Genomic DNA, 13,132 nt, shown 5'->3' with positions numbered 1-13,132 from the left:
GTTTTGAGGCGTGCAGCGGGGCGCTTTCGCGTGCGATTCAAGGCACGAGTCACGCGTGACGCGGCAGGCGCCTCCTCAGTAGAGCGGTAGCGGCAGGGCGGTGCCACCCGGGCCAACCATCAGGCCCGAGGCACGCCGGCGGCGAGCTCCAGCGTGTCGCTCACGGCGGGCCGCCGGGCGATCTTCAGTCGCCGACCTTGCCGAGCACGGGCATCGCTCTGGCTCTCGGCAGGGATGTGGGGCTCGTCGCCGAGCGCTTGGGCGCCGGCAGGTGCCTGCCGTCCAACGACAGCTCCTTGAACCGGCGAACTGACAGGTTCAGCGGCGGAGCGAGTTACCGCCGCGCGCTGATCCGCCCCGCCTCGACGTCGAAGATCTCGCCGAGCTCGCGTAGTTCGGCAAACGCCGCGGGATCGGCGCCGGTCAGCCATACCTGGGCACCGAGCGTACCCAGCTCGGCGAACAAAGCGGTGCGGCGGCCGGGATCGAGATGGGCGACGATCTCGTCGAGCAGCAGCATCGGCACGATGCCGGTGGTCTCGGCCACCAGCGTCGCATGCGCAAGGATGAGGCCGATCAGCAGCGCCTTCTGCTCGCCGGTCGACGCGTCGCGCGCCGGCATGTTCTTCGGCGCATAGACGACATGGAGATCGGTCAGATGCGGGCCGTCGAGCGTGCGGCCGGCGGCGGCATCGCGCGCGCGATTGTCGCGCAGGACAGCGCGATAGCGGTCCTCCACCGCGAGCGCGGGTTCGGTCAGCAGCGCATTCTCCATCCAGCCGTCGAGCGCAATCTCGGCGGACGGGAACGCGGAGGCAGCACCGCGCTGACGCAGCATCGCAGCGAGCTTCACCGCGGTCTGGCCGCGGCTGGCAGCGACGGCGACCGCGAGCTCCGCAGTCTCGCGCTCGATGGCGTCACACCAATGGTCGTCGAAATTGCGCACCTCGAGCAGCCGGTTGCGCGAGCGCAACGAGCGCTCCAGCGCCGACACCCGGCTCGAATGCGCGCTGTCGATCGCCAGCACCAGGCGGTCGAAGAAGCGCCGTCGCTCCGATGCCGCGCCCATGAACAGGCCGTCCATCGCCGGCGTCAGCCACACCATGCGGATGTGGTCGCCGAAGGCGGCCGCCGAGCCGACCGGCTCGCGGTCGATGCGGCAGCGGCGCGTGGTGTTCGCATCGCTGCGCGGCGGCTCGATGCCAGTGCCGAAGGTCGTCAGCCCCAGCGCGCCCTCGACCTCCGCCGAGACCGCCCACGACCCGTCGCCCTGGTTGTCGGCGACGTCCTCCAGGGTGGCACGGCGCAGGCCGCGGCCCGGCGCGAAGAACGAGATCGCCTCCAGGCAATTGGTCTTGCCGGCGCCGTTGGCCCCGACCAGCGCGACCATGTCCGCCTGCACGCTGACGCTGGCAGCGCGATAGCTGCGGAAATGCGTCAGCGCGAGGCGGTTGATGCGGGAGGGGGTCATCGGGAGGAGCTGGGACCTTGATTCGTCATTGCCGGGCTTGACCCGGCAATCCATCGTCCGCGTCAGCGGACTATTTCATCATATAGATCGCGCCAGTCAGGATTGCTCGCGACGATCAGGTCGATCTTCCATTCACGCGACCAGTGCTTGATATTCTTCTCACGCTGCAGCGCCGCCGCGATTGTTTCATGCGTCTCGAAGTAGACGAGGCGCTTGATGCCATAGCGGCGCGTAAAGCTCTCGGCGAGACCTTCGCGGTGCTCATAGACGCGCCGGACGAGATCATTGGTCACGCCGACATACAGCGTGCCGCCCGGCTTGCTCGCGAGAGTGTAAACCCAGTAGGCCATTTGTAAGGATGGATGGCCGGGTGAAGCCCGGCCATGACGGGTTAAACTCGATCTCGCAGCAGTCTCGCCTCACACCCGCATCGGCATCAGCACATACAGCGCGTTGCGGTTGTCGCGGTCCTGGATCAGGGTCGGCGAGCCCGGATCGGCGAGCCGGAGCACCGCGACCTCGCCCTCGATCTGCGCGGCGATGTCGAGCAGATAGCGCGAGTTGAAGCCGATATCGAGCGCGTCCGAGGCGTACTCGACCTCGAGCTCTTCGGTCGCGCTGCCGGAATCCGGGTTGGTGACGGAGAGCACCAGCTTGCCGGGGGAGAGGGCGAGCTTCACGGCGCGGCCGCGCTCGGAGGAAATGGTGGAGACGCGGTCGACGGCGGCGGCGAAATCGGCCTTGTCGACGACCAGCTCCTTGTCGTTGTTCTGCGGAATGACGCGGCCGTAATCAGGGAAGGTGCCGTCGATCAGCTTCGATGTCAGCACCACCTGTCCCAGCGTGAAGCGGATCTTGCCCTGCGACAGCTCGATCCTGATCTCGCTGTCATTGTCCTCGATCAGCCGCTGCACCTCGCCCACGGTCTTGCGCGGCACGATCACGCCCGGCATCTCGGCGGCGCCGGCAGGCTGGGGCAGGTCGACCTGGGCGAGGCGGTGGCCGTCGGTGGCGACCGCGCGCAGGGTCGGCTGCTTGGCGGTGCCGCCGGCGTGCAGATAGATGCCGTTCAGGTAATAGCGCGTCTCCTCGGTGGAGATCGCGAACTGCGTGCGGTCGATCAGGCTCTTGACGTCCTTGGCGGGAACCCCGAACGCATGCGTCATGTCGCCTGCGGCGAGATCCGGGAAGTCGCTCTCCGGCAGGGTCTGCAGGGTGAACTTGGAACGGCCGGCGCGGATCGCGAGCACTGCGCGCTCGCCGTCGCTCTCCAGCACGATCTGCGAGCCGTCCGGCAGCTTGCGGACGATGTCGTAGAACATGTGCGCCGGAACGGTGGTTGAGCCCGCGGTGGCGGTCTCGGCGGCCAGGGTTTCCGTCACTTCGAGATCGAGATCGGTCGCGCGCAGCGACAGCCGGGCATTCTCGGCGCGGACCAGCACGTTACCCAGAATCGGGATGGTGTTGCGCCGCTCGACCACACGATGGACGTGGCCCAGCGACTTCAGGAGCTGTGCGCGTTCGACGGTCACCTTCATTGCACTATACCCGCCCGTTCCAACTGAGCTTGTCCTGGAATGCCGGCGGGCTGAGCAGCGCCGCGGCCGATGGCACCTCGCGCCCGAACGGCGCTTGGCCAGCGTCCAGGAGCGTGAGGGGGAGGCGTAAAGTGGCGCGGATGAGGCCCGAGCGCAAGGGATGGCGGGCCGATTTCCCACGTTTCGGCAGGTGCTTCCGCGATCCGCAGGCCGGGTCCGAGAACGACGTCCGAGCATGACGTCCGAGGACAGCGTCGAAGGGCCGGGACAACGGCCCGGCTGGGGGCGAACCTTCTGTCCGCTTCCCTGGCCGTGCGTGCCGTCTAGTCCTGCAACTGGCGCTTGAGCGACTCGACCTCGTCGTTCAGCGCGATGTCCTTGCCGACCAGCGCTTCGATCTTGCGCACCGCATGCAGCACGGTGGTGTGATCGCGTCCACCGAAGCGGCGGCCGATCTCGGGCAGCGAGCGCAGGGTCAGCGTCTTGGCGAGGTACATCGCGACCTGGCGCGGACGCACCACGTTGGCGGTGCGGCGCGACGACAACAGGTCGGAGCGGCTGACGTTGTATTGCCGCGCCACGACGCGCTGGATGTCCTCGATCTTGATGCGCTTCGGTTCCTGCGGCCGCACCAGGTCGCGCACCTCGCGCTCGGCCATGTCGAGCGTGACCGGCTGGTTGTTGAGCTTGGAATGCGCCAGCAGGCGGTTGATCGCGCCTTCGAGATCGCGGCCGTTATGGGTGATGGAGCGGGCGAGATAGTCGAGCACCGGCTCCGGCACGTCGAAGCTCGCATGATGCGCGCGGGCCGCGGCGACGCGCGACTTGAGAATGCCGAGGCGCAGATCCTCGCCGAGCGAGCCCATCTCCACGACGAGGCCGCCGGCAAGCCGCGAGCGGACGCGATCATCGAGGCTTTCGAGGTCCGACGGCGGCCGGTCGGCTGCGATGACGACCTGTCGTCCCGCATCGATCAGCGCGTTCAGCGTATGGCAGAACTCGGCCTGGGTCGATTTGCCCTGCAGGAACTGCAGGTCGTCGATCACGAGCACGTCGATGCCGCGCAGCGCTTCCTTGAAGGCCAGCGCGGTCTGCGATTTCAGCGCCGCGACGAAGCCGTACATGAATTTCTCGGCGGTGAGGTACAGCACCTTGCGCTCGCCGCCGGCGTTGCCGGCCCAGGTGACCGCCTGCAGCAGATGCGTCTTGCCCAGCCCGACGCCGGCATGGATGTAGAGCGGGTTGAACATCACGGGATCGCCGCGGCGGCCGTCGGCGACCTGGCGCGCTGCGGCATGGGCCAGCGTGTTGGCGCGGCCGACGACGAAGCTCGCGAAGGTCAGCCGCGGATCGAGCGGCGAGCCGCCGAGCGCGTCATGGCTCGTGGCGAGCGAAGCCGCAGCCGACGCAGTTCGCGTGTCGGCGCTCGTCGCCGGCCGGTTGTCGTTGCGCTCGGCCCGGCGGGCTTCGACGGCGACGGGGGCTTCCTTGACCGGCGTCGCGCAGCGCATTGCGGTGCGAACGGACAGATCGATGCGATGCACCTCCGGCATCTCGGCCTGCCAGCACGACAGCACGCGCTCGGCATAATGCGCCTGGATCCAGCTCTTCAGGAAACGCGTCGGCACCGACAGATGGACGCTTTCGTTCTGAACGGCCTCGAGGTCCATGCGGGCAAACCAGCTCGTATAGACGTCCTCGCCGACGGTCGAGCGCAGCCGCCCCTTCACGCGAGACCAGCGATCCTGTTCCGAATTTGTCATGGCAGTCGCAACTTTTCGAATTGAGTGGTGGTGTCGTGTGATCGCCGGGCAGACGTCCCGTGAAAGGACACGTGTGCCGCAGCGAGACCTCGAGCGGAGGCTCAACTCCAGACATGGCTCGCCGTTCGGCGCGGACGCCGTCGGGCCATCAATGCTGGTGGAAGAAGCTTCTCCGCGAGGTCAGCGCATACTCAGATGCGCGATGGACACGGGAGGGCCGATTGCCGTGCTGGCAATGGCCGGGCTGGAGATGTCGATCACTTCAGTGTTGACCGCCAAGGGTGCGTTATCCGGAACCAGCCTATGGTGTGTGCCCGCAATGTGTCCGTAAAACATGCAACCTCCCCGCCCTGCCGTGATTGCTCACGGCAAGTTGTCATCCCAATGCCGCCGCGCCTGAACCCCAAGATTCAGCCGCACCGCCGTACATCCCGTCCAACTTGTCCACTCGGTGAGCGAAGCCGCCACGAGCTTCAGCCGGGTCGACCGATGTCGTATCTCTCTTGTTCAAAGCGGCGCAACGATGATGCTGCGCCCGAGAAATTTCGACAAAGTTCAGTCGCTCCCCATATTGCTATGGGTACAGATCCGGCCATCGCTTTGGAAAGCGTCGCCAACGCGCACACCGCCGCCGATTTGCACGTCCACCCCGTTTCTAAAACCGCGCTGGTCTCAAGATCGTGGGCGCCGCGAGTGATTAAAGAAATACACGATGCGTCGGGACTCGCAATCCATAAGATCGGAGCACGCGTTACGAGTCTTCGCGGCGGTTGCGACGCGGTGTTGCGCGTTAAGAAAGCAACGTTTTGAATCATCGCGAGGAATCTCGGATGTGACAAACAACATCGTCTGCCCAAAATTTCTTCATAATTTTTTTATGTTTCGACCGGCCTCACCCGCTTTTCCAATCACTTGGTCGCGCTATGCACTTAAGTCATTTTCGAAACGATGTTTTTCGCGATTGCTCGAAGCGGGTAACTCCCGCGATGCGCGGTGCGCAAAGTGAGCGGCGCATCGCGCGCTCTTGACATCGATGCGCAAGCGCGGCGCGCAGATTCGCAGCTGTTTCAGATGAGACAATATTGTCACTGCGTAAAAATACGGAACTTCACGTAGTTCCGACGGAACCTGTGTCAGGCGCGCACGATATCGCGCGGGTTCCACCACGCGCGAAGATCGTATTCGCGATGCGATATCACCATCAAGATGTGACCATCAAATGGAGAAGGCGCGGCGAGCGATGGAGGGATGCGCGACAGCGGAACGCGCAATTGAAAATGGCACAAAAGAAAAGCCCGGCGCGAGCCGGGCTGTTTGCATCTTGATAGTTCGTCAGCCGCGCGATCGCGTCACTTCGCGAGCTTGGCGATCTGATGCGTGAGGCGCGACACTTTGCGGCTCGCGTTGTTCTTGTGAATGATGTTGCGCTGTGCGGCGCGCATCAGCTGCGGCTCGGCATTGGCCATCGCCTTCAGCGCGGCGTCGCGATCGCCCTTCTTGATCGCGTCCTCGACGGAGCGAACCGCGCCGCGCATCTGGGTGCGGCGCGACTTGTTGATGATGGTGCGGCGGGCAATCTTGCGCGTCGCTTTCTTCGCGGAAGTCGTGTTGGCCATGCTCTCAAATATCCTTCGGCGGCGAGCAGTCGCCGCTCTTGCGGGTACGCGCGCGGCCCGCTTGACGCGGCCCCATCGACGCGGTGGGTTGTTCGGACGCCTCTCTGAGAATGCCATGACCGGAGCAGTTGCTCGGCGGATCGGCGCTGCTCAAAGAACAGCGGCGGCGGGATTGCGCCCACCGCCATTGGCGACCTTATAGGGGCAGCCCTGGCGAGCGTCAACGGTCTCGGAGCGCCCCGCCGCGGCTGGAATCGGCCAAAACCCGGTTCTAAGCCCCTGACGAGGTTGAATTTCTGCGGGGCCCCCGCTATGGCCTTGCTGCCCGAGAGGGCGTGCGAGAGAGGGCAGGTGAGGCATGATCCGCGGTTTTTTCCGTCTGGTGGGGCTGTTGCTGCTGGCCGGAAGCTTCATCTTCCTGGTCTATGACGGCGCGCGCTGGGTGGCCGACCAGACCCTGCAGTTCACCCGGTTCGGCCAGCTCTGGAACGACGTCCACCAGGCGAGCCAAGCCGCCTTCAAGGCCTGGATCGAGGCCAAGGCCCCGTTCTTGTGGGAGTGGATCGTCAAGGTGTTTTTGGACCAGCCGGTGTTTGCGGTGCTTGGCCTGCTCGGAATCCTGCTGATGCTGCTGTTCCGGCCGCGCAAGCCGCTGATCGGCTATGGACGCGACTGAGCGCGGCGGTTCGTCTCGCCGCGCCGGCAGCAGTACTGGATTCCGCTCGGAGCGCGACGCGGGAACCGCCGGCGCGGCGTAACGGCGCTACTGCTCGTCCCGTAGAGCCCTATATATTCCCCTGACAAGAGGTCATCGCGCCGTGGGCCGTCCCGCGGGCGCTGGCCATGAGCGGAGACATCCCATGTTCTTCATGCGCAAAGCCCCTGCCATGCCGTCTGCCGCCGAGGCGCTGCCCGGCCGCGCCCTGCCGATCCCGACCGCCGCGACGCATTTCGTCAACGGTCGCCGCCTGTTGCCGCCCTATCCGGACGGCCTCGAGCAGGCCGTGTTCGGGCTCGGCTGCTTCTGGGGCGCGGAGCGCAAGTTCTGGCAGCTCGGTGACGGCATCCACGTCACCGCCGTCGGCTATGCCGGAGGCCATACGCCGAACCCGACCTACGAGGAGGTGTGCTCGGGGCAGACGGCGCATACGGAGGTCGTGCTGGTGGTGTTCGATCCCAAGATCATGTCCTACGAGCGCCTCTTGAAGACGTTCTGGGAGAGCCACGACCCGACCCAGGGCATGCGTCAGGGCAACGACGTCGGCACGCAATATCGCTCAGCGATCTACACGTTCAGCGATGCGCAGCGCGAGGCGGCCGAGGCGTCGAAGGCGGCCTACGAGTCGGCGCTGCGCGCCAAGGGGCTCGGAGCGATTACGACCGAGATCGTCCCGGCGGGGCCGTTCTATTTCGCCGAGGATTATCACCAGCAGTACCTGGCCAAGAATCCGGCCGGATATTGCGGCCTCGGCGGCACTGGCGTCGCGTGCCCGATCGGTGTCGGCGTGAGCGCATAGGCCGGGCCGAGCGCGCCCGATCACCGTGAACATCGGATCCCTCTCCCACGCCGTGGGAGGGGGATTTTTTTCCGGGCCGCTTTCACCGCGGCCCGTTTGCGACGGGGGACTACAGGCGCCAACGGTTTGTTAACCTTAACCGCGCATGACTAGCGCACATCCTCATTCAAGGATTGTTCGAGTGCGCGCGTTGTTTGTTCCGGTCATTACCGTCCTGTCCGCGATCCTGTTGTCGGGCTGCATGCAGACGATCTCCCCCGTCGCTGCCGTCCAGCCGCAGAGCGATCTCGACGCGATGGCCTATGGAACGCCTTCCACCGGCCCGGTTGCCGCCACCGGGCAGGGCGGAGCGATCCCTACGTTGCGCAACTCGTTCGCTGCCGCCACCCGCGCAGACGCCTATGTCGTTCCCGCCGGCTATGCGCCCGCGCGCCGCGACTCCGCCTATCATCTCGATGCCGGCGACAAGCTGCGCGTCGTCGTCTACGGCCAGGAGGGCCTGACCAACACCTATGCGATTGATGCGTCCGGATCGATCACGATGCCGCTGATCGGCAGCGTGCCGGCGCGCGGCCGCACCACCGCCGGCCTCGCCGCCGAGATCACCGCCAAGCTGCGCAACGGCTACATCCGCGAGCCCTCGGTGGCGGTCGAGATCGAAGCCTATCGCCCGTTCTTCATCCTCGGCGAGGTGCAGGCGCCCGGCCAATACCCCTACGTGCCCAACATGACGGTCGAGAGCGCGATCGCGATTGCCGGCGGCTTCTCGCCGCGGGCGCGGCGCGACGTCGTCACCCTGACCCACACCGATGCATCCGGCGCCGCGCGCTATGAGGTGCCGCTCGGCACCTCGCTCAAGCCGGGCGACACCATCCAGGTCGGCGAGCGCTGGTTCTGACCTCCATAGGAATCGCTGCACGCTCGCGATGACGCGTGGCGCAGAACGATGCGCCCCCTCTTCTTTCGTCATTGCGAGCGAAGCGAAGCAATCCAGAGTCGCACGCGACGCTCTGGATTGCTTCGTCGCTTCGCTCCTCGCAATGACGGTGGTGCGGTGATCAGCGCAGATGCTGGGCAAAGAACGCCAAGCTGCGCGTCCAGGCGAGATCGGCGCTCGGCTGGTCGTAGCTGGCGCGCTCGTCGCAGCCGAAGCCGTGCTGGGCGCCGGGGTAGATGAAGATCTCGACGTCCGGCCGCTTGGCCTTGATGGTCTCGACGTCGCTTAAGGGAATGCCCGCGTCCTTCTCGCCGAAATGTAGCTGGGTCGGCACCGTCGGCTTGTCGTCGGCGAACCGCGCGACAGCGCCGCCATAATAGCCGACGGCGGCGCGGAGGCCCGACAGCTTGGTCGCAGCCGCATAGGCGATGCTGCCGCCGAGGCAGAAGCCGATGATGCCGACCGGCCCGACATTCTTCACGACGTCGATTGCGGCCTGGGTGTCGCGCAAAAAGGCCGCCCAATCCGGATTGGCGACGAACTTGCGCGCGACCGCGATCTCGTCGGGCGAATAGCCTGAGGTGAAGCCGGGCTCGACGCGGTCGAAGATCGCCGGCGCGATCGCAACGTAACCCTCGGCGGCGAGGCGGTCGCAGACGTTGCGGATGTGATGGTTGACACCGAAGATCTCCTGGATGACGACCAGCGCGCGCTTTGCAGTTCCGGTCGGATCGGCGCGGTAGGCGCCGAGCTGGAAGCCATCAGATGCCGTCAGCTTGATGTCTTGTCTCACGTTCTGTCCTCTTTGCGGTCGTCAGGCGCGTGTCAGCGCCACATCCAGTTGGTGCCGTAGTCCTCTTTCCAGCCGGTTAGCCGTCCCCTGCGGAACTTCAAGTAGAGGCGGTGATGGTGCGAGACCAGTCCGCTGCCGCCGAGATTGCGCAGTGCCAGAAAGGTCTCGTTGCCGGGCGTGCCGTTCAGATAGATCAACGGCTGCTCCAGCACGCGCGATGTCTCACCGACATCCATGCCGAAGGCAAGCGGCGTGACGTTGGATGACGTCGCTGTGAAAGGCGCGTCGGCGACGCTCAGCGTCTGCCCTGCCGCGGCAGGGGGAACGGCCGACAGGCTCGGCAGCATGGCCGCAGCCAGGCACAGCGTCATACGTGCGGATGGTCTCATGGGCTGAAATCTCCTTTCGCTGTCGGCGTTGGCTGCACCTCTTCCTAGCGTGCCCGGCGCCATCAGCCCAGCATCGTTCGCGCTGCACAACGTAAAATGCCAATTCAATTCGCAAGCCGGCGGTCAAATCCCGTTGCGTCGTCGTGGCAACGCGATCATTCTTATGATGGCTGGCATCTATCCGGTGGGTCCCAGCGAATCGATAAAACCGAACTTCGCCCTAAGCGAAGTCGCACGCCGGGCGGGGAAGAAACCAAATGCCCAATCTCACCATCAACGGGCGGACCATGTCCGTCGACGCGGCGCATGACACGCCGCTGCTATGGGTCATCCGCGAGCAGTTGCAGATGACCGGCACCAAGTTCGGCTGCGGCGCCGGGCTGTGCGGCGCCTGCACCGTGCATGTCAACGGCGAGGCGGTGCGCTCGTGCCAGACCATGGTCGGCGACGTCGCGAACAAGAAGATCACCACCATCGAGGGGCTGTCGCAGAAGGGCGATCATCCGTTGCAGAAGGCGTGGATCGCCGAGCAGGTGCCGCAATGCGGCTACTGCCAGTCCGGCCAGATCATGCAGGCGGCCTCGCTGCTCGCCAAGACCACGAGCCCGACCAAGGAGGAGATCGTCGCGCATATGGACGGCAATCTCTGCCGCTGCATGACCTATTCGCGGATTCAGAAGGCGATCCAGCGCGCCGCGTCCGAGATGCGCACCGCGTCCAACACGAGCGACCGGAGGGCGACATGAACCAGCATGTGAAAGCATCGCCGACGATGGCCACCGATCTCAGCCGCCGCTCCTTCCTGGTCGGCACCGCCGCCACCGGCCTCGTGCTCGGCTATGCCGGGCTGCCTGATCACGCGCTCGCAGCAGCGGCACCTGCGAACTTCGAGCCCAGCGTGTGGTACGCGATTGCGCCGGATGGCATCGTGACCGTGACCTGCGGCAAGGCCGACATGGGCCAGCACATTGCGTCGACCATGGCGCAGATCGTCTGCGAGGAGCTCGGTGCCGCCTGGAAGGACATGCGGGTCCAACTCGCCTCCAACGATCCGAAGTACAACGATCCCGTGCTCGGCGCCCAGATCACAGGCGGCAGCTGGAGCACGATGATGAACTTCGACGCCATGAGCCGCGCCGGCGCCGCCGGCCGCATCGCGCTCACCGAGGCGGCCGCGACCGCGATGGGCGTGCCGGCAAAGGAGCTCGTGGTGCGCGACAGCGTTGTCATGCATCCGAAATCGAAGAAGCAGATGACCTATGCCGAGATCGTCAAGAGCGGCAAGATCACCAAGAGCTTCTCAGCCGACGAGTTGAAGGCGCTGACGCTCAAGACTCCCGATCAGTACACGATGATCGGCGTCTCGGTGCCGCAGCTCGACATCCCCTCCAAGACCAACGGCACGGCGAAATATGGCATCGATACGATGCTGCCGGGCATGGTCTACGGCAAGGTCGTCACGCCGCCGGTGCGCTTCGGCGCGACGGTCACGGCGGTCGACGACTCCGAGGCCAAGAAGGTGCCGGGCTTCATCAAGGCAGTGACGCTCGACGACAAGACCGGCTCGACCTCGGGCTGGGTGGTCGCGGTCGCCAATACCTATGCCAACGCCAGAAGGGCGGCGGACGCGCTCAAGATCAGCTACGACAAGGGCCCGTATGCCAATGTCAGCACCGACACCATCATCACCGAGGCGATGCGGCTGCAGGCGCAGGACGACGCCGGGCAGTTCTTCGTCAAGGACGGCGATGCCACGGCGGCTTTGTCGGGCGCGGCCAAGGTGCTGGAGGCGGAGTACACCACCAGCATCAACATCCATGCGCCGCTGGAGCCGATGAACGCGACCGCCGAGTTCAAGGGCGACATCCTGCACATCTACTCCGGCAATCAGTTCGCGACCCGCTCCGGCGCGATCGCGGCAGGTGCCGCCGGGATCGATCCGAAATACGTCGTGATGCACCAGGCCTGGCTCGGCGGCGGCTTCGGCCGCAGGCTCGATGCCGACATGATGGTGCCGGCGGTGCAGGCGGCCAAGGCGGTCGGCAAGCCGGTCAAGGTGATCTACTCCCGCGAGAACGACATGACGATGGACTACTCGCGGCCGCTCACCTACCAGAAGGTCAAGGCGGGCCTCGACAGCAATGGCAAGCTCATCGCCCTGAGCCATGACGTCGTCTCGGCGTGGCCGACGGCGCGCTGGGGCATCCCCGACTTCCTGTCGCCCTCGGTCGACAAGAAGGGGCCGCTCGACTCCTTCACGGTCAACGGTGCCGACTTCTTCTACACGGTGCCCAATCACCATGTGCGCGCGATCAAGAACGAGCTCGCCCACAATGCGACGCCGTCCGGGCAATTGCGCTCGGTGGCGCCGGGTTGGACGTTCTGGGCGGTCGAGAGCATGATCGACGAGATCGCGGTGGCCTCGGGGCAGGACCCGGCGCAGTTCCGCATCGCGCTGCTCGACGGCAAGGGCAAGAACGACGGCGGCGCGCAGCGGCTGCGCAACACGCTGCTGGCGGCGATGGGCCTGTCCGGCTACGGCGCCAAGAAGCTGCCGCCGGGCGAAGGCATGGGCGTGTCCTGCGTGTCGTCGCAGGAGCGCGCCACCGCGAGCTGGACGGCGTGCGTCGCCCATGTCGCGGTTGCCCCTTCGGGGGCGGTCACGGTGAAGAAGCTCACGGTGGCGACCGACGTCGGCACGCAGGTCCATCCCGACAACATCCGCGCCCAGGTCGAGGGCGCGGCGCTGTGGGGCTTGTCGCTCGCGATGTACGAGAAGGCGACCTTGAAGGACGGCGGCATCGAGCAGACCAACTTCGACAGCTACACGCCGCTGAGGATGAGCCAGGTGCCGGAGGTCGCGATCGCCGTGATCGCCAATGGCGAGAAGGCGACCGGCGTCGGCGAGCCCGCGGTGACCGTGGTCGCGCCGGCGCTCGGCAACGCCATCTACAACGCCTGTGGCGCGCGGCTGCGCTCGCTGCCGATCACCGCCGCAGCGGTCAAGGCGGCGATGAAGGCGTAGCGTCGTCGCGAGACCATCGCTGTATCTGGGAACCGCCGGAGCCCGTCTCCGGCGGTTGCTTCTTGCGCCGCAGTCACATCCCC

Annotated in this window: 13 protein-coding genes; 6 read left to right on the top strand and 7 right to left on the bottom strand. The window is 65.8% G+C overall.

The features are described 5' to 3' along the window. Nucleotides 1–334: 334 nt before the first annotated feature. The 4 genes from recF to dnaA form a co-directional block, all read right to left on the bottom strand. Nucleotides 335–1,471 carry a DNA replication/repair protein RecF gene (recF, locus tag QX135_RS01275; RefSeq protein WP_315735526.1) on the bottom strand — a complete coding sequence of 379 codons (1,137 nt, stop codon included), beginning with the start codon at nt 1,469–1,471 and terminating at the stop codon, nt 335–337. Nucleotides 1,472–1,533: 62 nt separating this feature from the next. After that, nucleotides 1,534–1,821, bottom strand: coding sequence for a GIY-YIG nuclease family protein (locus QX135_RS01270; RefSeq protein ID WP_316161280.1), 288 nt, complete (start codon nt 1,819–1,821; stop codon nt 1,534–1,536). 69 nt (nt 1,822–1,890) lie between these two features. Further along, nucleotides 1,891–3,009 carry a DNA polymerase III subunit beta gene (dnaN, locus tag QX135_RS01265; protein WP_315735522.1) on the bottom strand — a complete coding sequence of 373 codons (1,119 nt, stop codon included), beginning with the start codon at nt 3,007–3,009 and terminating at the stop codon, nt 1,891–1,893. A gap of 323 nt (nt 3,010–3,332) precedes the next feature. Next, nucleotides 3,333–4,772: a chromosomal replication initiator protein DnaA gene (dnaA, locus tag QX135_RS01260; RefSeq protein ID WP_315735520.1), complete on the bottom strand. Its 1,440-nt coding sequence runs from the start codon at nt 4,770–4,772 to the stop codon at nt 3,333–3,335. A gap of 489 nt (nt 4,773–5,261) precedes the next feature. Here dnaA and QX135_RS01255 point away from each other — a divergent pair, with 489 nt between their 5' ends. Continuing rightward, nucleotides 5,262–5,582, top strand: a complete 321-nt coding sequence (locus tag QX135_RS01255; protein WP_316177799.1) for a hypothetical protein — start codon at nt 5,262–5,264, stop codon at nt 5,580–5,582. Between the two features lie 539 nt (nt 5,583–6,121). On the opposite strand, the gene rpsT is transcribed toward QX135_RS01255, so the two are convergent. Beyond that, nucleotides 6,122–6,388, bottom strand: a complete 267-nt coding sequence (gene rpsT, locus QX135_RS01250; RefSeq protein WP_315715026.1) for a 30S ribosomal protein S20 — start codon at nt 6,386–6,388, stop codon at nt 6,122–6,124. 358 nt (nt 6,389–6,746) lie between these two features. Here rpsT and QX135_RS01245 point away from each other — a divergent pair, with 358 nt between their 5' ends. The 3 genes from QX135_RS01245 (at nt 6,747) to QX135_RS01235 (ending at nt 8,803) form a co-directional block, all read left to right on the top strand. Then, complete coding sequence (locus tag QX135_RS01245; protein ID WP_315715027.1) at nt 6,747–7,064, top strand: hypothetical protein; 318 nt, start codon at nt 6,747–6,749, stop codon at nt 7,062–7,064. 184 nt (nt 7,065–7,248) lie between these two features. Then, nucleotides 7,249–7,905, top strand: a complete 657-nt coding sequence (gene msrA, locus QX135_RS01240; RefSeq protein WP_315735512.1) for a peptide-methionine (S)-S-oxide reductase MsrA — start codon at nt 7,249–7,251, stop codon at nt 7,903–7,905. A gap of 181 nt (nt 7,906–8,086) precedes the next feature. Then, the gene (locus QX135_RS01235; protein ID WP_316177797.1) at nt 8,087–8,803 is read left to right on the top strand and encodes a polysaccharide biosynthesis/export family protein; all 717 of its coding nucleotides are present in this window, start codon (nt 8,087–8,089) and stop codon (nt 8,801–8,803) included. A 160-nt stretch (nt 8,804–8,963) separates the two neighbouring features. On the opposite strand, the gene QX135_RS01230 is transcribed toward QX135_RS01235, so the two are convergent. Then, entirely contained in the window at nt 8,964–9,635 is a 672-nt protein-coding gene (locus QX135_RS01230) for a dienelactone hydrolase family protein (protein ID WP_316177795.1), read from the bottom strand. A 32-nt stretch (nt 9,636–9,667) separates the two neighbouring features. Beyond that, nucleotides 9,668–9,982: a hypothetical protein gene (locus QX135_RS01225; protein WP_410052018.1), complete on the bottom strand. Its 315-nt coding sequence runs from the start codon at nt 9,980–9,982 to the stop codon at nt 9,668–9,670. Nucleotides 9,983–10,281: 299 nt separating this feature from the next. Here QX135_RS01225 and QX135_RS01220 point away from each other — a divergent pair, with 299 nt between their 5' ends. Then, the gene (locus tag QX135_RS01220) at nt 10,282–10,770 is read left to right on the top strand and encodes a (2Fe-2S)-binding protein (RefSeq protein WP_315735504.1); all 489 of its coding nucleotides are present in this window, start codon (nt 10,282–10,284) and stop codon (nt 10,768–10,770) included. Further along, nucleotides 10,767–13,049 carry a xanthine dehydrogenase family protein molybdopterin-binding subunit gene (locus QX135_RS01215; RefSeq protein ID WP_316177793.1) on the top strand — a complete coding sequence of 761 codons (2,283 nt, stop codon included), beginning with the start codon at nt 10,767–10,769 and terminating at the stop codon, nt 13,047–13,049. Before QX135_RS01220 ends, QX135_RS01215 begins: the two co-directional genes overlap by 4 nt. The last annotated feature ends 83 nt before the right edge of the window (nt 13,050–13,132 follow it).

Origin of the sequence: Bradyrhizobium sp. SZCCHNR1098, from assembly GCF_032489375.1 — a bacterium.
In the GTDB taxonomy this organism is placed as follows: domain Bacteria; phylum Pseudomonadota; class Alphaproteobacteria; order Rhizobiales; family Xanthobacteraceae; genus Bradyrhizobium.
The sequence above is the reverse complement of the archived record's forward strand: the minus strand, read 5'-3'. Positions and strand labels throughout refer to the sequence as shown.

What these genes read in the sequence shown, in the direction of transcription:
- recF (WP_315735526.1), bottom strand. Translation starts at nt 1,471, where the DNA reads ATGACCCCCTCCCGCATCAACCGCCTCGCGCTGACGCATTTCCGCAGC.
- QX135_RS01270 (WP_316161280.1), bottom strand. Translation starts at nt 1,821, where the DNA reads ATGGCCTACTGGGTTTACACTCTCGCGAGCAAGCCGGGCGGCACGCTG.
- dnaN (WP_315735522.1), bottom strand. Translation starts at nt 3,009, where the DNA reads ATGAAGGTGACCGTCGAACGCGCACAGCTCCTGAAGTCGCTGGGCCAC.
- dnaA (WP_315735520.1), bottom strand. Translation starts at nt 4,772, where the DNA reads ATGACAAATTCGGAACAGGATCGCTGGTCTCGCGTGAAGGGGCGGCTG.
- QX135_RS01255 (WP_316177799.1), top strand. Translation starts at nt 5,262, where the DNA reads ATGTCGTATCTCTCTTGTTCAAAGCGGCGCAACGATGATGCTGCGCCC.
- rpsT (WP_315715026.1), bottom strand. Translation starts at nt 6,388, where the DNA reads ATGGCCAACACGACTTCCGCGAAGAAAGCGACGCGCAAGATTGCCCGC.
- QX135_RS01245 (WP_315715027.1), top strand. Translation starts at nt 6,747, where the DNA reads ATGATCCGCGGTTTTTTCCGTCTGGTGGGGCTGTTGCTGCTGGCCGGA.
- msrA (WP_315735512.1), top strand. Translation starts at nt 7,249, where the DNA reads ATGTTCTTCATGCGCAAAGCCCCTGCCATGCCGTCTGCCGCCGAGGCG.
- QX135_RS01225 (WP_410052018.1), bottom strand. Translation starts at nt 9,982, where the DNA reads ATGCTGCCGAGCCTGTCGGCCGTTCCCCCTGCCGCGGCAGGGCAGACG.
- QX135_RS01220 (WP_315735504.1), top strand. Translation starts at nt 10,282, where the DNA reads ATGCCCAATCTCACCATCAACGGGCGGACCATGTCCGTCGACGCGGCG.
- QX135_RS01215 (WP_316177793.1), top strand. Translation starts at nt 10,767, where the DNA reads ATGAACCAGCATGTGAAAGCATCGCCGACGATGGCCACCGATCTCAGC.